Raw genomic sequence first — 15,324 nt, forward strand, 5'->3', positions numbered from 1 at the left:
CACTTCACCGGCGAGATCTATGTTCTGTCGAAAGACGAAGGCGGCCGTCATACGCCATTCTTCAACAACTATCGTCCACAGTTCTACTTCCGTACGACGGACGTGACCGGTTCGATCGAGTTGCCAGCAGACAAAGAAATGGTCATGCCAGGCGATAACGTGTCGATCACCGTCAAGCTGATCAACCCGATCGCGATGGAAGAAGGTCTGCGCTTCGCTATCCGCGAAGGCGGCCGTACCGTCGGCGCTGGTGTTGTTGCAAAAATCCTGGCTTAATTCTTAAGCCCGCATAAAAGAAGACGCGTCGTCGCCCGGCGCCCTTCTTTTTATTCAACTGCCGGGGTTGGCAAGCATTTTGGTGCTATCATGTCGACCCTGACAGTTGTTGCGTCAGAAATTCCCGTATGACCTCATTGCCGTGCAAACCGCGCGGTTCGTTCTTTTAAGGAAATATCATGTCGGCACCAAACCAAAAAATCCGTATCCGCCTGAAGGCTTTCGATTACAAACTGATCGACCAGTCCGCTCTGGAAATCGTTGAAACCGCGAAGCGCACCGGCGCTGTCGTCAAAGGCCCAGTACCACTGCCTACCCGTATTCAACGTTTCGACGTGCTGCGTTCCCCGCACGTCAACAAAACTTCGCGCGATCAGTTCGAGATCCGTACGCACCAACGCCTGATGGACATCGTTGACCCAACGGACAAAACCGTTGACGCGCTGATGAAGCTGGACCTGCCAGCTGGTGTTGATGTTGAAATCAAACTGCAATAATCGTATTTAAGGCTGGCGGGGTGTCCCGCTGCCTGATGATGGGGCCGGGCCTGCTCACGATCGTGAGTGCGCCCGGCCCCATTGCTATTGGTGGCGCCCAACCTTGGCGGCAACGGCGCACCTCTGCAAAATCGCTTTACAGTGCCGCGGCCGGCCGATAAAGTTGCTGCATGCTTAACGCCCTCGATACCCATCTGTTAAATGCCACTCCCCGTGAGCGCCTGCGCGGCTGGCCGCGCTTCCTGACCGAATTCCTGTATTTCGGCATCAAGGAGGCGAGGTCGTGCCTGTTCGTGGGCCTGTTTTTCGCCGCCGTGTTCCTGGTGCCGCGCGCCGGCCTGTTCGGCCTGCCGCGCTATGACGTGCTGCTGCTGGCGGCGCTGGCGATCCAGGGCGCGATGGTCTGGAGCGGGCTGGAAACGTGGGATGAATTGAAAGCCATCTGCCTGTTTCACCTGGTTGGCTTCGCGCTGGAAGTGTTCAAGGTATCGGGAGCTATCCAGTCGTGGAGCTATCCCGACTTCGCCTACACCAAGGTGTTCGGCGTGCCCCTGTTTTCCGGCTTCATGTATGCGGCCGTCGGCAGCTACATCATCCAGACCTGGCGCCTGCTCGACATGCGGATACGCCACCATCCGCCGTACTGGATGGCGGTGCTGATCGCGCTGCTGATCTACGCCAACTTCTTCACCCATCACTACATCGGCGACTACCGCTGGTACCTGGCCGCGTGCGCGCTGGGCTTGTATGCGCGCACCACCGTCGTGTTCCGCCCGCTTGACCGCGACCGCAGCATGCCCTTGCTGCTCGGTTTCGTGCTGGTCGGCTTCTTCATCTGGCTGGCCGAAAACATCAGCACCTTCTGGGGCGTGTGGCGCTACCCGAACCAGCTTGGCGCGTGGTCGGCCGTGCACGTCAGCAAATGGAGTTCATGGTCGCTGCTGGTGGTGATGACGTTCACCATCGTGGCCCACCTCAAGCATATCAAGGCCAGCATCCACGTCGCCCGGCATTAGCCGGGCGCCGGGACGATGTATTACAAGCTTGCCGCCACCACCTCGAAGCGGTTGCCGAGCGCCGCTTGCGGGCCGCCTTGCAAGTGCTTGGCGTACTGGCGCAGCACTTCCGCCGAATAGGTGCGCGAGGCGGGCGACAGCTTCGGCAGCAGCGGCAGCACTTTTTCCAGGTATTCCGTGCCTTCCTGCCACTTGCCTTGCGCGGCCAGTGCCGACGCCAGTTCCACCATGCGGCGGCCGACGCGCGCATCGCTGCGCGGCTGCGCCGCTTCTTCCGTGGCCAGCGCTTGCCGGTACAGCTGCTCGGCTTCCGCATTCTTGCCCTGCAAGCGCTTGATGCGGCCCAGGTTGTACTGGCGCTGCGAGAGGATGTCCGCGCTGGCCCCGGCCTGCTCGGCGCTGCGCAGCGCCTGTACGCAAGCCAGTTCCGCTTCGCCAAACTGGCCTTTGAGTTCGGCCGCGTTGCAGGCATCGTGCTGTTCATTGGAGGTGGTGAGCGTCGCTGGCGCCGCGCAGGCGGCCAGCAGGCTGACGGCGCATAGCAGGCTGATGGTATGGGTCTTCATAGTCTCCTCGGACGGGTGTCAAACACGGTGTATCGGTGGAGTCATGCCGTAATAAATATACTATAAGTTTTTTTGAGCGGGTGGCTTTTTGCCAGCCCGCACAATTGACGTTGCTTGCGTGCTTCAGGGATACTCCGGGCTTGTCCATTAATGCGTGCCGCCGCCATGTCCAAGACTGTCCTGATCGTGGAAGATGAACAGGCGATTGCCGACAGCATCGCCTATGCCTTGCGCACGGACGGCTTTACGCCGCGCCATGTGATGCTGGGCGAGCAAGCGCTGGACGCGCTGCGTCCCATCCCCGGCGAAGCCGCGCCGATGCCCGTTCTCGTGGTGCTCGACGTGGGCTTGCCCGATATGAGCGGGCTGGAAGTGTGCCGCCGGCTGCGCCAGTTTTCCGAGATTCCGGTGATCTTCCTGACGGCCCGCAGCGACGAGATCGACCGTATCGTCGGCCTGGAAATCGGCGCCGACGATTACGTCACCAAGCCGTTTTCGCCGCGCGAACTGGTGGCGCGCATCCGCGTCATCCTGCGCCGCGCGGGTGTCGCTCAGGCGCCGCGCGAGACTGGCATGACGATAGCCGCACCCGTCGCTCCGGCCGCGCCGGCGCGCTTTGAATTGCGCGCGCTGGAAGCCAAGGTACTGTTCCACGGCCGGCCGCTGGACCTGACCCGCTATGAATACCTGTTGCTGAAAACCCTGCTCGAGCATCCGGGCCACGTGCTGTCGCGCGCGCAGCTGATGGAGCGCGTGTGGAGCGGCGCGCCCGACACGCTCGAGCGCACCGTCGACGCGCACGTCAAGTCGCTGCGCGCCAAGCTGCGCGCCGTCGATGCGCAGGCCGACCCCATCCACACCCACCGTGGCCTCGGCTACAGCCTGGCTGGCGCATGAAGATCGGCCTGCGCATCCTGCTCGGCTATTTCCTCGTCGTCGGCCTGGCCGCATGGTTCCTGCTGAACGTCTTCATGGAGCAGGTCAAGCCGGGCGTGCGCTCGACCCTGGAAGATACCCTCGTCGATACCTCGCAGCTGCTGGCCAGCCTGGTGGCGCCCGACGTGAAGGCGGGCACGCTGGCGCAGTCGCCCGTGGCCGAACGCATGCAGGATTACGCGCGCCATGGCGTGGACGTCAATATCAATGGCGTGCGCAAGCGCACGCTCGATTACCGCATCACCATCACGGACCGGCGCGGCATCGTGCTGTTCGATTCCAGCGGGCGCGACGTGGGGCGCGACTATTCGCGCTGGAATGATGTGTACCTGACCCTGCAGGGCAAGTATGGCGCGCGCAGCACGCGCAGCCGGCCGGACGACGAGATGTCGACGGTGATGCACGTGGCCGCGCCGATTCGCGACGGCAACGAGGTGATCGGCGTGCTGACGGTGGCCAAGCCGAATGCCAGCGTGCAGGCGTTTGTCGAGCGCAGCCAGCGCAAGATATTGCAGCGCGGCGCCATCCTGTTGCTGCTGTCGCTGCTGATCGGCCTGGCGTTCGCCTGGTGGCTGCACCATGCGCTGGGCAAGCTGATGGACTATATCGGCGACGTGGAAGCGGGGCGCAAGGTGGCGCTGCCGGCGCTGGGCACGAACGAGATCGGTACGCTGGGCAGGGCGCTGGAGGCGATGCGTACGCGCCTCGAGGGCAAGGAATACGTGGAGCAGCTGATGCACACCCTGGCGCACGAATTGAAAAGCCCGATCGCCGCCATCCAGGCTTCGGCCGAGCTGCTGCAGGAAGACATGCCGCCGGCCGAGCGCCGCCGGTTCCTTGCCAGCATCCTGGAGCAGAACGCGCGCCAGCGGCAGCTGATCGACAAGCTGCTGGCTTTGGTCCGCGTGGAAAAGCAGCAGCGCCTGGATCACCCCGAGCGCATCGCGCTGGGACCCCTGCTGGCGCAAGTGGCACAGGATGGGGCCGCCACCCTGGCGGCGCGCGGCGTGCGTCTGCAGGTGCAGGCGGAAGAGGCGAGCGTGGCGGGTGACCCTCTGCTGCTGCGTCAGGCGCTGGGCAATTTGCTCGACAACGCTGCCGGCTTTGCGCCGCCCGGCAGCTGCATCGACCTGACGGCGCGGCGCCAGGGCAGTCAGGTGGAAATTGCCGTGCGCGACCGCGGCGCGGGCATCCCCGCGTATGCGCAGGAACGCGTCTTCGAGCGCTTTTATTCCCTGCCGCGCCCGAGCGCCGGCAAGAGCACGGGCCTGGGCTTGCCCTTCGTGCGCGAGGTGGCCTCGCTGCATGGCGGCACGGTCGAAGTGCTCAACCATGCGGAGGGCGGCGCTTGCGCGCGCCTGTGCCTGCCACTAGCCTAGCGCACTTTATTCTCCCGCTTCACACAGACTGCATCGTCAGCGCACACAGCTTTTTTACACTGGCCGCCTTACTTCAAGGATGCGCCATGCAAAAAACTCTGTTAGTCAAAGCGTTGATCGTGTTCGGCCTGATGCTGCTGATCGGCCTGCCTTTGCTGATGATTCAGGAAACGATCAAGGAGCGGATGGAATTCCGCCAGGAAGCCGTCAACAGCATCGCCGCCGATTCGGTGCGCGAACAAACCATCATCGGCCCCATCCTCGTGATTCCCTACACGGAACAGTACGAAGAGCGCGTGGAAGTGGCCAAGGGTGATGACAAGGAAGTGAAAGCGCCCGTACGCACGGAGTTGCTGCGCCGCACGGTGCAGCGCCGCTTTCTCGTCTACCCGAACAACCTGCTGGTCAACGGCAGCATCGACGCGGACCGCCGCTACCGCGGCATTCACCAGGTGCTGGTCTACAGCGGCCAGCATGCGTTCCAGGGCGATTTCACGGTGCCGGCCGGCAGCCAGCTGCCGCGCAAGTCGCCGGACTCGCGCGTGACCCTGGGCGCGCCTTTCGTCGCCCTGTCCATCGAGGACGTGCGCGGCATCCGCAATATCCCGAAAATCGACTGGGGCGGCCAGAAGATCGAGTTCGAGCAGGGCACCGACCTGTTTGCCTTCCGCAGCGGCCTTCACGCGCCGCTGGGTGCCATGGCGCTGGCGCAAGCACAACAGGTGAAATTCAGCTTTGACCTGGGTCTCGACGGCATCGAACGCCAGCATTTCGTGCCGGTGGCGAAAAACAGCCAGATCAGCATCAAGTCGAACTGGCCCCATCCGCAGTTTGGCGGCCGCTTCCTGCCGTCGCCGAAACACCGCCAGATCAACGCCGACGGCTTTCAGGTCGAGTGGAGCATCTCCTCGCTGGCCACGAATGCGCAAACGCAGTTGAGCACGATCGAGGGCGAGTTCAAGGTGCCCGACAGCGCGCCGCTGGGCCAGGTGGACCGCTTCAGCGTGGGCTTCATCGAGCCGGTGAATGTGTATTCGCAGTCGGACCGGGCCACCAAATATGGCTTGCTGTTCGTGGCGCTGACCTTTGCCGCCTTCTTCATCTTTGAAATCCTGAAAAGCCTGCCGATCCACCCGGTGCAGTATCTGCTGGTGGGTCTGTCGCTGGTGATCTTCTTCCTGCTGCTGGTGGGCCTGGCCGAGCACATCGCCTTCCTCACCGCCTACCTGGTCGCCAGCGCCGCCTGTATCGTGCTGACCAGCTTTTACCTGGTGCACGTGCTGCACAACGCCTGGCGCGGCATCGGCTTCGGCGTGGCGCTGACGATGCTGTATGGCGCCCTGTACGGCTTGCTCAATTCTGAAAACAATGCGCTGGTGATGGGCAGCATCCTGCTGTTTGCCGTGCTGGCCGCCATCATGGTGGCGACGCGCAAGGTGGACTGGTATCAGATTGGCAAAGGAGCGCCGCAGGAATAGGAGCGGCCCGGGCGCCATGCGCCGTAACGCTTGCAGCCAGCCCGGACGGTGATCTGTCCGGGCTGGCTTTTTGTTTGGCGGCGGCATTAATTGGTAGTTGGTTGGTATTGTTTACGGTATTCTATTGGCATTGCTTTTTAAGTAATGGCGGGCGCCGCGGCGCCTGCCCGGGGCGGTGCGAGGATGGCGTGTCGTCCTGGTTGTTCTTCCATCTGATAAACGGAGATGAAATATGATCAAGAAGTCGATGGCTTTCCTGTTTGCGCTGGGCCTGAGCGCCTCGTATGCGTTTGCCGCTGGCGATGTCACGCAGTGCTATAGCGAGTGCGGGCAAAAAGTGGCCAATTGCCGGGCGCACCTCGGCGGCAGCCCCATCTGCGAAGATCTGTACCAGCATTGCCTGATCAACTGCCAGCAATAAGCTTTTCCGGGCGCCAGGCCCGGGAAGTGCAGGACAGGGCGCGCAAGCCATTGCGCGCTCTGTGTGTTTCTGCCATTGCCCGCCAGGGCGCATGGCGCCGTGCTTTGCGCCCGTCAAGTTGGCTTGCGGCGGCATTTTTCCGGCGCGCCGACAACTCCCGCAGGGGCGTCGCGCAACACTTTGACATACCTCGTGTTAACTTGTTGCGTCAAGGGTTTTTGTGCTATATACTAGCCGGCTTCGGTATGGATTCGTCTTTTTTGAGTCCTACGTTACTTTGTAGTTAAACAAGCCCCGCCCAATCGCAGGTGGGAATGGAGAAAAAATGAGCCTAGGCCTTCTCGGTCGCAAGGTTGGTATGATGCGCATTTTCACGGATGAAGGGGATTCGATTCCTGTCACCGTGTTGGACGTATCGAACAACCGTGTTGCGCAAATCAAAACCCCTGAAACAGATGGTTACTCCGCTGTTCAGGTCGCATTCGGTCAACGTCGCGCTTCCCGCGTGACCAAAGCTGTTGCTGGTCATCACGCTAAAGCTGGTGTTGAAGCCGGTACTCTGTTGAAAGAGTTCCGTGTCGACGCTGCCAAAGCCGCTGAACTGAAAGCTGGCGATGTTGTCGCTGCTTCCCTGTTCGAAGTCGGTCAAAAGATCGACGTGCAAGGCGTTACCATCGGTAAAGGCTATGCAGGCGTTATCAAACGTTACCACTTCGCTTCTGGCCGTGCAACGCACGGTAACTCGCGTTCGCATAACGTTCCAGGTTCCATCGGTATGGCACAAGATCCAGGTCGCGTTTTCCCTGGTAAGCGCATGACCGGTCATCTGGGTGACGTTAACCGTACGATCCAGAACCTCGTGATCGCCCGTATCGATGCCGACCGTCAGCTGTTGCTGGTCAAAGGCGCGATTCCAGGTGCGAAAAATGGCCAGGTAGTTGTCTCGCCAGCCATCAAAACCAAAGCCAAGAAGGGAGCTTAAACGATGGAACTCAAGCTTCTGAATGCGCAAGGTCAAGCCGCCTCGAACGTTGCTGCAGCCGATACGATTTTCGGCCGTGACTACAATGAAGCGCTGATCCACCAAGTCGTCATCGCTTATCAAGCGAATGCACGTAGTGGTAACCGCAAGCAAAAAGACCGTGAAGAAGTTCACCACACGACGAAAAAGCCATGGCGCCAAAAAGGTACCGGCCGCGCTCGTGCTGGTATGTCGTCGTCGCCACTGTGGCGCGGCGGTGGTCGGATTTTCCCGAACTCGCCTGACGAAAACTTCACCCACAAAGTGAACAAAAAAATGTATCGCGCAGGTATCTGCTCGATCCTGTCGCAGCTGGCTCGCGAAGAGCGCCTGATCGTCATCGACGATCTGACGATCGACGCGCCAAAAACCAAGCTGCTGTCGCAAAAATTGAACGGCCTGGGCTTTGATTCGGTTCTGATCATCACCGACGTTCTGAACGAAAACCTGGAACTGGCATCGCGCAACCTGCCTAACGTACTCGTCGTTGAGCCACGTCACGCTGACCCGATGTCCCTGGTGTTCTACAAGAAGATCCTGGTCACCAAAGCTGCATTGGCCAAGATTGAGGAGATGCTGGCATGAGCGCGATTTTGAAACATAGCGAAGAACGCTTGATGAAGGTGCTGTTGGCGCCCGTGATTTCCGAAAAGGCCACCATGGTCGCGGAAAAGAACGAGCAAATTGTATTCCGCGTACTGCCGGATGCAACCAAGCCTGAAATCAAGGCAGCGGTCGAACTGCTGTTCAAGGTTGAAGTTCTGTCCGTGCAAACTGCAAACCGCGAAGGTAAGCAAAAGCGCACCGGCAAGTTCAACGGTCGTCGTAACCATACCAAGCGTGCTTTCGTGTGCCTGAAGCCTGGCCAGGAAATCAACTTCTCCGAGGAGGCTGCATAATGGCACTCGTTAAGATGAAACCAACCTCGCCAGGCCGTCGCGGCATGGTGAAGGTGGTGAATGCCGACCTGTACAAGGGTCGTCCATTCGCTGCTCTGGTTGAAAAGAAATCCAAGACCGCTGGTCGTAACAACAACGGTCACATCACCACCCGTCATATCGGTGGTGGTCACAAGCAACACTACCGCCTGATCGACTTCAAGCGCACCAAAGATGGTATTCCAGCGAAAGTGGAACGTATCGAATACGATCCAAACCGCACCGCGAATATCGCTCTGCTGTGCTACGCCGACGGCGAACGTCACTACATCATCGCAACCAAAGGCATGGCCGTTGGCGACAGCGTGATGAACGGTTCGGAAGCACCGATCAAATCGGGTAACTGCTTGCCAATCCGTAACATCCCAGTCGGTACCGTGATGCATTGCGTTGAAATGCTGCCAGGTAAAGGTGCCCAAATGGCACGTACCGCCGGCGCTGGCGTTGTGCTGATGGCCCGTGAAGGTACCTACGCTCAAGTGCGTCTGCGCTCGGGTGAAGTACGTCGCGTGCACATCGAGTGCCGTGCAACCGTTGGTGAAGTCGGCAATGCCGAGCACAGCCTGCGTAAAATCGGTAAAGCTGGTGCGATGCGCTGGCGCGGTGTTCGTCCTACCGTTCGCGGTGTGGTCATGAACCCGGTCGATCACCCGCACGGTGGTGGTGAAGGTAAAACAGCAGCTGGTCGTCATCCAGTTTCGCCTTGGGGCCAACAGACTAAGGGTAAGAAGACACGCAGCAACAAGCGTACTACTTCCATGATCGTCTCGCGCCGCGGCAAGAAATAAGGGGTAGCACATGACACGTTCATTGAAAAAAGGGCCGTTCTGTGACGCCCACCTGGTGAAAAAAGTTGAAGCTGCGCAAGCTGCCAAAGACAAAAAGCCAATCAAAACCTGGTCGCGTCGTTCGACAATCATGCCTGACTTTATCGGCCTGACGATCGCGGTTCATAACGGCAAGCTGCACGTGCCGGTTTATGTTTCCGAAAACATGGTTGGTCACAAGCTCGGCGAATTCGCACTGACCCGTACGTTCAAGGGCCATGCAGCTGACAAAAAGGCTAAGAAATAATGGAAACTAAAGCTATCCTCAAAGGTGTGCGCCTGTCGGACCAAAAGGGCCGCCTGGTTGCTGACCTGATCCGTGGCAAGAAAGTTGACGCTGCACTCAACATCTTGCAATTCAGCCCGAAAAAAGGTGCTGCGATCATCAAACGCGTTCTGGAATCCGCTATTGCGAATGCCGAGCACAATGATGGCGCGGACATCGACGAATTGTTCGTGAAAACGATCTACGTCGAAAAGGGCCCCGTCCTGAAGCGCTTCACCGCGCGTGCAAAAGGCCGTGGCGACCGTATTTCGAAACAATCCTGTCACGTTTACGTGACTGTCGGTAACTAAGGAGCCACGATGGGTCAGAAAATTCATCCAACCGGTTTCCGTCTGGCGGTCACCCGTAACTGGGCTTCGCGCTGGTATGCAGGCAACGGTAATTTCGCTGCCATGCTGAACGAAGACTTGAAAGCACGTGCTTACCTGAAAAAGAAACTGAAGAACGCTTCCGTTGGCCGCATCGTTATCGAGCGCCCAGCCAAGAACGCGCGCTTCACGATCTACAGCTCGCGCCCAGGCGTGGTCATTGGTAAAAAAGGCGAAGACATCGAAGTACTGAAGTCCGCTTTGACCAAGATCATGGGCGTGCCTGTTCACGTGAACATCGAAGAAATTCGCAAGCCGGAAATCGACTCGCAACTGATCGCCGATTCGATCTCGCAGCAGCTGGAAAAACGGATCATGTTCCGCCGCGCCATGAAGCGTGCAATGCAAAATGCAATGCGCCTGGGTGCTCTCGGTATCAAGATCATGTCGTCCGGCCGTCTGAACGGTATCGAAATCGCACGTAAAGAATGGTACCGCGAAGGCCGCGTGCCTCTGCATACCCTGCGCGCAGATATCGACTACGGTACCAGCGAAGCGTCGACCACCTACGGCATCATCGGTGTCAAGGTGTGGGTATACAAAGGTGACCGCGCGCCTAACGGCGATGCACCAGTCATCGATACCCCAGCTGACGAGAAGAAAAGCCGCGGCCCACGCCGTGACGATGGCAAGCCAGCTGGCCGTCCACGTCCAGCCGGTGCCGGTGCGAAACCATCCACAGCACCAGGTGCACGTGTGCGTACCGCCGCTAAACCGGCCGCCGCAGCAGCACCAGCTGAGAAAGCAGGAGAATAATCATGCTGCAACCAGCACGCAGAAAGTATCGTAAAGAGCAGAAAGGCCGTAATACCGGTATTTCGCACAGCCGCGGCACCGCCGTGTCGTTTGGCGAATTCGGTCTGAAGGCAGTTGCGCGCGGTCGTATCACTGCGCGTCAAATTGAAGCGGCGCGTCGTGCAATGACGCGTCACATCAAGCGCGGTGGCCGTATCTGGATCCGTATTTTCCCGGACAAACCGATTTCGAACAAACCGGCTGAAGTCCGTATGGGTAACGGTAAAGGTAATCCTGAGTACTACGTCGCTGAAATTCAGCCAGGCAAAGTACTGTACGAAATGGATGGCGTTGATGAAGCGCTGGCACGGGAAGCATTCCGTCTTGCCGCCGCTAAACTGCCACTGGCTACGACGTTTGTCGTGCGCCAAGTCGGCCAATAATTGGAGTTGTATATGAAAGCATCTGAACTCCGCGGCAAGGACCAGCCAGCTCTGCAAAAAGAGCTGAATGACCTGTTGAAGGCACAGTTCGGCCTGCGTATGCAAATCGCTACGCAGCAGCTGAGCAACACTTCGCAGCTCAAGAAGGTACGCCGCGATATCGCGCGTGTGAAGACGGTAATGAATCTGAAGGAAGCCAAATGAACGAACCAGTGAAACAGTCGCTCAAGCGCACGCTGATCGGTAAAGTGGTTTCGGACAAGATGGACAAGACCGTTACCGTTCTGATCGAGCGCCACGTAAAACATCCTTTGTATGGCAAGATCATCATGCGTTCGAACAAGTATCACGCGCATGACGAGACCAACCAAGTCAAGGCCGGTGACACGGTCGAGATCCAGGAAGGTCGCCCGATCTCCAAAACGAAGGCATGGACGGTGACACGTGTGGTTCAAGCCGCACCAACCGTTTAAATAAAAACCACCGTTTCGGCGGTGGGTTTTAATTAGTACTTGCAGGCCCGCAAATTGTATGTAATACTTGCGGGCTTCGTTCATGTAACGCCGCAAAGTGTCTGGCCACAGACAGTAGCATTCGCGGTCAGTTGATGTATGAAGGTCATGCACCCAAACAGTGAAGCCCAGCAGGGCGGCTCTGGCGGGACCAAGACTGACCGTGGGTCTACATTGTGTGGATTCTTCGGCTTAAGTTGGGAAAGAGAATACTATGATTCAAACTGAAAGCCGGCTCGAAGTGGCTGACAATACCGGTGCCAAAGAAGTAATGTGCATCAAGGTATTGGGCGGCTCCAAGCGCCGTTATGCTGGCATTGGCGATGTGATCAAGGTAACCGTTAAGGTTGCTGCGCCACGTGGCCGTGTCAAAAAAGGTGAAATTTATAACGCCGTGGTTGTGCGCACCGCTAAAGGTGTTCGCCGCCAAGACGGTTCCCTGGTGAAGTTCGACGGCAACGCCGCCGTTCTGTTGAACGCCAAGCTGGAACCGATCGGTACCCGTATTTTTGGACCTGTCACGCGCGAACTGCGCACTGAGAAGTTCATGAAAATCGTGTCCCTGGCACCGGAAGTCCTGTAAGGAGTCGTAATGGATAAGATTCGTAAAAACGACGAAGTCATCGTTCTGACCGGGAAAGACAAGGGCAAACGTGGTGTGGTACAGCAGCGTATCGATGCTGAACATATCGTGGTTGACGGCATTAACATCGCTAAAAAAGCGACTAAGCCAAACCCGATGACTGGCGTAACTGGTGGTATCGTCGATAAGACCATGCCAATTCACGTGTCCAACGTTGCATTGTTCAATGCAGCGACTGGCAAGGCAGATCGCGTGGGTTTCAAAGAAGTGGACGGCAAGAAAGTTCGCATCTTTAAATCCTCCGGCGAAGTAGTGAAGGCTTAAGAAATCATGGCACGTCTCCAAGAATTCTATAAAGAAAAAGTCGTTGCCGACCTGACCAGCAAGTTTGGTTACAAGTCGGTAATGGAAGTTCCACGCCTGACCAAGATCACCCTGAACATGGGTGTTGGTGAGGCTATCGCGGATAAAAAAGTTCTCGAGCACGCAGTTGCTGACTTGACCAAGATCGCCGGCCAGAAGCCAGTGACCACCAAGTCCCGCAAAGCGATCGCAGGCTTCAAAATCCGTGAAGGTTACCCGATCGGTACGATGGTCACCCTGCGCGGCGCTCGCATGTACGAGTTCCTGGATCGCTTCATTACCGTGGCTCTGCCGCGCGTACGCGATTTCCGTGGTGTGAACGGCCGTGCATTTGATGGTCGTGGCAACTACAACATCGGTGTCAAGGAACAGATCATTTTCCCTGAAATCGAATACGACAAGATTGACGCGTTGCGCGGTATGAATATCAGCATCACGACAACCGCTAAGACCGATGACGAAGCCAAAGCTTTGCTCGCCGCCTTTAAATTCCCTTTCAGGAACTGATCATGGCCAAACTGTCACTGATTAATCGTGAGATCAAGCGTGCTGACCTGGTGGCGAAATTCGCCCCTAAGCGCGAAGCTCTCAAGGCCATCGTCGATGACCAATCGAAATCGGAAGAAGAGCGCTACGAAGCTCGCCTGAAACTGCAGGCGCTGCCACGTAACTCGAACCCGACGCGTCAACGTAACCGTTGCGCCATCACTGGTCGTCCGCGCGGCACATTCCGTAAATTCGGTCTGGGTCGTATCAAGCTCCGTGAATTCGCCATGCGTGGTGAAATTCCGGGTATGACAAAAGCAAGCTGGTAATAGGAGAATATGCAATGAGTATGAGCGATCCTATCGCCGATATGCTGACCCGCATTCGCAATGCACAAGGCGTGCAAAAGACGACCGTGGCCATGCCATCGTCGAAAGTCAAAATTGCGATTGCCAGCGTCCTGAAGGACGAGGGTTACATTGAAGATTTCGCTGTTGCCGAAGCTGGTGGCAAGGCGGAACTGAAAATCGGTTTGAAGTATTATGTTGGCCGTCCCGTCATTGAGCGCTTGGAGCGCGTGTCCCGTCCGGGTCTGCGCGTCTACAAGGGTAAAGACGAGATCCCTGTTGTGATGAATGGCTTGGGTGTGGCGATCGTGTCGACTCCGCAAGGCGTCATGACTGACCGCAAAGCACGCGCTACCGGTGTCGGCGGCGAAGTTATTTGCTACGTGGCTTAAGGAGTTACACATGTCTCGAGTAGCTAAAATGCCTATCGTAGTGCCAGCTGGCGCCGAAGTCGCCATCTCCGCACAAGCGATCACCGTAAAAGGCCCGCTGGGCGTACTTTCCCAGGCCCTCACCGGCCAGGTCAAAGTGGAAAACAATGCAGGAACCCTGAGTTTCGACGTGGCGAACGACAGCCGCGAAGCCAATGCCATGTCCGGCACGCTGCGCGCACTGGTCAACAACATGGTTGTTGGCGTCACCAAGGGTTTCGAGAAAAAGCTGAACCTGGTAGGCGTGGGTTACAAGGCGCAAGCTCAAGGCGACAAGTTGAATCTGTCCCTGGGTTTCTCGCACCCTGTAGTGCATGACATGCCAGCTGGCGTTACCTGCGCAACACCAACCCCGACCGAGATCCTGATCAAAGGTATCGACCGTCAACAGGTTGGCCAGGTAGCCGCTGAAGTTCGTGCTTACCGCTCCCCTGAGCCGTATAAAGGCAAGGGCGTTCGCTATGCGGACGAAGTGGTTAAGCTTAAAGAAACCAAGAAGAAGTAATTAGGGGCTGACGATGGATAAGAAAGAATCACGGCTTCGCCGCGGACGCCAAACCCGCATCAAGATTGCGGAATTGAAAGTAAATCGCTTGTCGGTGCACCGCACCAACCTGCACATTTACGCCAACCTGATCAGCCCGGACGCTAAAGTCCTGGTTTCGGCCTCGACGGCTGAAGCGGAAGTTCGCGCTGAACTGGCAGGCCAATCCGGCAAAGGCGGCAATGCCGCTGCTGCAGCCTTGATCGGCAAGCGCGTCGCTGAAAAAGCGTTGAAAGCAGGGATTACCGAAGTTGCGTTTGACCGCTCCGGTTTCCGTTACCACGGCCGTGTGAAAGCGTTGGCAGAAGCCGCACGCGAAGCCGGTCTGAAGTTCTAAGGATCAATCATGGCAAAAATGCAAGCAAAAATGCAAAGCGACAAGCCGGATGATGGCATGCGCGAAAAAATGATCGCGATCAACCGCGTGACCAAAGTGGTCAAGGGTGGTCGTATCATGGGTTTCGCCGCGCTGACCGTAGTTGGTGATGGCGATGGCCGCGTCGGCATGGGCAAGGGCAAATCGAAAGAAGTGCCAGTTGGCGTGCAGAAGGCAATGGAAGAAGCCCGTCGCAACCTGATCAAAGTACCGCTCAAAAACGGTACCTTGCATCACACGGTTGTTGGTCGTCACGGCGCCTCCAAGGTCCTGATGAACCCAGCTAAGCCTGGTACTGGCGTTATCGCTGGTGGCGCAATGCGCGCTATCTTCGAAGTGATGGGCGTGACGGACGTGGTGGCGAAATCCACCGGTTCGAACAACCCGTACAACCTGGTACGCGCTACGCTGGACGGCCTGTCGAAAATGAGCACTGCTTCCGATATCGCTGCCAAGCGCGGCAAGTCGGTCGAAGACATTCTGGCTTAAGGTGGA

Annotated in this window: 26 protein-coding genes; 25 read left to right on the forward strand and 1 reads right to left on the reverse strand. The window is 57.9% G+C overall.

Annotated features, from left to right (window positions below):
• The 3 genes from BLU39_RS24685 to BLU39_RS24695 all read left to right on the forward strand — a co-directional run.
• The coding region (locus BLU39_RS24685; RefSeq protein WP_092718247.1) for an EF-Tu C-terminal domain-related protein at positions 1-276 on the forward strand (276 nt) is incomplete at its 5' end.
• A gap of 179 nt (positions 277-455) precedes the next feature.
• Positions 456-773, forward strand: coding sequence for a 30S ribosomal protein S10 (gene rpsJ, locus BLU39_RS24690; protein ID WP_010394389.1), 318 nt, complete (start codon positions 456-458; stop codon positions 771-773).
• Between the two features lie 170 nt (positions 774-943).
• Entirely contained in the window at positions 944-1,789 is an 846-nt protein-coding gene (locus tag BLU39_RS24695; RefSeq protein ID WP_092718250.1) for a DUF817 domain-containing protein, read from the forward strand.
• Positions 1,790-1,809: 20 nt separating this feature from the next.
• Here the strand turns inward: BLU39_RS24695 and BLU39_RS24700 are convergent, their stop codons facing one another.
• Positions 1,810-2,355, reverse strand: coding sequence for a tetratricopeptide repeat protein (locus BLU39_RS24700; protein WP_092718253.1), 546 nt, complete (start codon positions 2,353-2,355; stop codon positions 1,810-1,812).
• A gap of 165 nt (positions 2,356-2,520) precedes the next feature.
• Here BLU39_RS24700 and creB point away from each other — a divergent pair, with 165 nt between their 5' ends.
• The 22 genes from creB to rpsE all read left to right on the forward strand — a co-directional run bounded on the left by creB (position 2,521) and on the right by rpsE (position 15,318).
• Positions 2,521-3,252 carry a two-component system response regulator CreB gene (gene creB / locus BLU39_RS24705; protein ID WP_092718568.1) on the forward strand — a complete coding sequence of 244 codons (732 nt, stop codon included), beginning with the start codon at positions 2,521-2,523 and terminating at the stop codon, positions 3,250-3,252.
• The gene (gene creC / locus BLU39_RS24710) at positions 3,249-4,670 is read left to right on the forward strand and encodes a two-component system sensor histidine kinase CreC (protein WP_092718255.1); all 1,422 of its coding nucleotides are present in this window, start codon (positions 3,249-3,251) and stop codon (positions 4,668-4,670) included. Before creB ends, creC begins: the two co-directional genes overlap by 4 nt.
• 86 nt (positions 4,671-4,756) lie before the next feature.
• Positions 4,757-6,148 carry a cell envelope integrity protein CreD gene (gene creD / locus BLU39_RS24715; protein ID WP_092718258.1) on the forward strand — a complete coding sequence of 464 codons (1,392 nt, stop codon included), beginning with the start codon at positions 4,757-4,759 and terminating at the stop codon, positions 6,146-6,148.
• A 232-nt stretch (positions 6,149-6,380) separates the two neighbouring features.
• Positions 6,381-6,569: a hypothetical protein gene (locus BLU39_RS24720; protein ID WP_034753196.1), complete on the forward strand. Its 189-nt coding sequence runs from the start codon at positions 6,381-6,383 to the stop codon at positions 6,567-6,569.
• Between the two features lie 325 nt (positions 6,570-6,894).
• Positions 6,895-7,551, forward strand: a complete 657-nt coding sequence (rplC, locus tag BLU39_RS24725; protein ID WP_010394393.1) for a 50S ribosomal protein L3 — start codon at positions 6,895-6,897, stop codon at positions 7,549-7,551.
• A 3-nt stretch (positions 7,552-7,554) separates the two neighbouring features.
• Positions 7,555-8,175: a 50S ribosomal protein L4 gene (gene rplD / locus BLU39_RS24730; RefSeq protein ID WP_034753197.1), complete on the forward strand. Its 621-nt coding sequence runs from the start codon at positions 7,555-7,557 to the stop codon at positions 8,173-8,175.
• Positions 8,172-8,489, forward strand: a complete 318-nt coding sequence (gene rplW / locus BLU39_RS24735) for a 50S ribosomal protein L23 (protein WP_010394398.1) — start codon at positions 8,172-8,174, stop codon at positions 8,487-8,489. The genes rplD and rplW overlap by 4 nt, the downstream gene beginning before the upstream one ends.
• Entirely contained in the window at positions 8,489-9,316 is an 828-nt protein-coding gene (rplB, locus tag BLU39_RS24740; protein WP_034753198.1) for a 50S ribosomal protein L2, read from the forward strand. Before rplW ends, rplB begins: the two co-directional genes overlap by 1 nt.
• Positions 9,317-9,326: 10 nt before the next feature.
• Positions 9,327-9,602: a 30S ribosomal protein S19 gene (rpsS, locus tag BLU39_RS24745; RefSeq protein ID WP_008444295.1), complete on the forward strand. Its 276-nt coding sequence runs from the start codon at positions 9,327-9,329 to the stop codon at positions 9,600-9,602.
• Positions 9,599-9,931 (forward strand): 50S ribosomal protein L22, encoded by a 333-nt coding sequence (rplV, locus tag BLU39_RS24750; protein WP_170840583.1) that lies wholly within the window; start codon positions 9,599-9,601, stop codon positions 9,929-9,931. The genes rpsS and rplV overlap by 4 nt, the downstream gene beginning before the upstream one ends.
• A 9-nt stretch (positions 9,932-9,940) precedes the next feature.
• Complete coding sequence (rpsC, locus tag BLU39_RS24755; protein WP_092718261.1) at positions 9,941-10,765, forward strand: 30S ribosomal protein S3; 825 nt, start codon at positions 9,941-9,943, stop codon at positions 10,763-10,765.
• Between the two features lie 2 nt (positions 10,766-10,767).
• Positions 10,768-11,187, forward strand: coding sequence for a 50S ribosomal protein L16 (rplP, locus tag BLU39_RS24760; RefSeq protein WP_038497037.1), 420 nt, complete (start codon positions 10,768-10,770; stop codon positions 11,185-11,187).
• A gap of 12 nt (positions 11,188-11,199) precedes the next feature.
• Entirely contained in the window at positions 11,200-11,391 is a 192-nt protein-coding gene (gene rpmC / locus BLU39_RS24765; protein ID WP_010394412.1) for a 50S ribosomal protein L29, read from the forward strand.
• Entirely contained in the window at positions 11,388-11,660 is a 273-nt protein-coding gene (gene rpsQ / locus BLU39_RS24770; RefSeq protein WP_010394415.1) for a 30S ribosomal protein S17, read from the forward strand. Before rpmC ends, rpsQ begins: the two co-directional genes overlap by 4 nt.
• A 253-nt stretch (positions 11,661-11,913) precedes the next feature.
• On the forward strand, positions 11,914-12,282 hold the full coding sequence (rplN, locus tag BLU39_RS24775; protein WP_008444317.1) for a 50S ribosomal protein L14: 369 nt from the start codon (positions 11,914-11,916) through the stop codon (positions 12,280-12,282).
• A 9-nt stretch (positions 12,283-12,291) separates the two neighbouring features.
• Positions 12,292-12,606 (forward strand): 50S ribosomal protein L24, encoded by a 315-nt coding sequence (gene rplX / locus BLU39_RS24780; RefSeq protein WP_034753204.1) that lies wholly within the window; start codon positions 12,292-12,294, stop codon positions 12,604-12,606.
• 6 nt (positions 12,607-12,612) lie between these two features.
• Positions 12,613-13,152 carry a 50S ribosomal protein L5 gene (gene rplE / locus BLU39_RS24785; RefSeq protein ID WP_010394421.1) on the forward strand — a complete coding sequence of 180 codons (540 nt, stop codon included), beginning with the start codon at positions 12,613-12,615 and terminating at the stop codon, positions 13,150-13,152.
• Positions 13,153-13,154: 2 nt separating this feature from the next.
• Entirely contained in the window at positions 13,155-13,460 is a 306-nt protein-coding gene (gene rpsN / locus BLU39_RS24790) for a 30S ribosomal protein S14 (RefSeq protein ID WP_010394423.1), read from the forward strand.
• Positions 13,461-13,474: 14 nt separating this feature from the next.
• The gene (gene rpsH, locus BLU39_RS24795; protein WP_034753208.1) at positions 13,475-13,870 is read left to right on the forward strand and encodes a 30S ribosomal protein S8; all 396 of its coding nucleotides are present in this window, start codon (positions 13,475-13,477) and stop codon (positions 13,868-13,870) included.
• A gap of 10 nt (positions 13,871-13,880) precedes the next feature.
• Positions 13,881-14,414 (forward strand): 50S ribosomal protein L6, encoded by a 534-nt coding sequence (gene rplF, locus BLU39_RS24800; RefSeq protein ID WP_065310145.1) that lies wholly within the window; start codon positions 13,881-13,883, stop codon positions 14,412-14,414.
• Between the two features lie 13 nt (positions 14,415-14,427).
• On the forward strand, positions 14,428-14,790 hold the full coding sequence (gene rplR, locus BLU39_RS24805; RefSeq protein ID WP_010394431.1) for a 50S ribosomal protein L18: 363 nt from the start codon (positions 14,428-14,430) through the stop codon (positions 14,788-14,790).
• Positions 14,791-14,799: 9 nt separating this feature from the next.
• A complete protein-coding gene (rpsE, locus tag BLU39_RS24810) occupies positions 14,800-15,318 on the forward strand; it encodes a 30S ribosomal protein S5 (RefSeq protein ID WP_010394433.1) in 519 nt (172 codons plus the stop codon).
• The last annotated feature ends 6 nt before the right edge of the window (positions 15,319-15,324 follow it).

This window comes from Janthinobacterium sp. OK676 (genome assembly GCF_900103595.1).
Classification (GTDB): domain Bacteria; phylum Pseudomonadota; class Gammaproteobacteria; order Burkholderiales; family Burkholderiaceae_D; genus Janthinobacterium.

Coding starts and splice junctions, on each gene's coding strand:
- rpsJ (WP_010394389.1), top strand. CDS start 456: ATGTCGGCACCAAACCAAAAAATCCGTATCCGCCTGAAGGCTTTCGAT.
- BLU39_RS24695 (WP_092718250.1), top strand. CDS start 944: ATGCTTAACGCCCTCGATACCCATCTGTTAAATGCCACTCCCCGTGAG.
- BLU39_RS24700 (WP_092718253.1), bottom strand. CDS start 2,355: ATGAAGACCCATACCATCAGCCTGCTATGCGCCGTCAGCCTGCTGGCC.
- creB (WP_092718568.1), top strand. CDS start 2,521: ATGTCCAAGACTGTCCTGATCGTGGAAGATGAACAGGCGATTGCCGAC.
- creC (WP_092718255.1), top strand. CDS start 3,249: ATGAAGATCGGCCTGCGCATCCTGCTCGGCTATTTCCTCGTCGTCGGC.
- creD (WP_092718258.1), top strand. CDS start 4,757: ATGCAAAAAACTCTGTTAGTCAAAGCGTTGATCGTGTTCGGCCTGATG.
- BLU39_RS24720 (WP_034753196.1), top strand. CDS start 6,381: ATGATCAAGAAGTCGATGGCTTTCCTGTTTGCGCTGGGCCTGAGCGCC.
- rplC (WP_010394393.1), top strand. CDS start 6,895: ATGAGCCTAGGCCTTCTCGGTCGCAAGGTTGGTATGATGCGCATTTTC.
- rplD (WP_034753197.1), top strand. CDS start 7,555: ATGGAACTCAAGCTTCTGAATGCGCAAGGTCAAGCCGCCTCGAACGTT.
- rplW (WP_010394398.1), top strand. CDS start 8,172: ATGAGCGCGATTTTGAAACATAGCGAAGAACGCTTGATGAAGGTGCTG.
- rplB (WP_034753198.1), top strand. CDS start 8,489: ATGGCACTCGTTAAGATGAAACCAACCTCGCCAGGCCGTCGCGGCATG.
- rpsS (WP_008444295.1), top strand. CDS start 9,327: ATGACACGTTCATTGAAAAAAGGGCCGTTCTGTGACGCCCACCTGGTG.
- rpsC (WP_092718261.1), top strand. CDS start 9,941: ATGGGTCAGAAAATTCATCCAACCGGTTTCCGTCTGGCGGTCACCCGT.
- rplP (WP_038497037.1), top strand. CDS start 10,768: ATGCTGCAACCAGCACGCAGAAAGTATCGTAAAGAGCAGAAAGGCCGT.
- rpmC (WP_010394412.1), top strand. CDS start 11,200: ATGAAAGCATCTGAACTCCGCGGCAAGGACCAGCCAGCTCTGCAAAAA.
- rpsQ (WP_010394415.1), top strand. CDS start 11,388: ATGAACGAACCAGTGAAACAGTCGCTCAAGCGCACGCTGATCGGTAAA.
- rplN (WP_008444317.1), top strand. CDS start 11,914: ATGATTCAAACTGAAAGCCGGCTCGAAGTGGCTGACAATACCGGTGCC.
- rplX (WP_034753204.1), top strand. CDS start 12,292: ATGGATAAGATTCGTAAAAACGACGAAGTCATCGTTCTGACCGGGAAA.
- rplE (WP_010394421.1), top strand. CDS start 12,613: ATGGCACGTCTCCAAGAATTCTATAAAGAAAAAGTCGTTGCCGACCTG.
- rpsN (WP_010394423.1), top strand. CDS start 13,155: ATGGCCAAACTGTCACTGATTAATCGTGAGATCAAGCGTGCTGACCTG.
- rpsH (WP_034753208.1), top strand. CDS start 13,475: ATGAGTATGAGCGATCCTATCGCCGATATGCTGACCCGCATTCGCAAT.
- rplF (WP_065310145.1), top strand. CDS start 13,881: ATGTCTCGAGTAGCTAAAATGCCTATCGTAGTGCCAGCTGGCGCCGAA.
- rplR (WP_010394431.1), top strand. CDS start 14,428: ATGGATAAGAAAGAATCACGGCTTCGCCGCGGACGCCAAACCCGCATC.
- rpsE (WP_010394433.1), top strand. CDS start 14,800: ATGGCAAAAATGCAAGCAAAAATGCAAAGCGACAAGCCGGATGATGGC.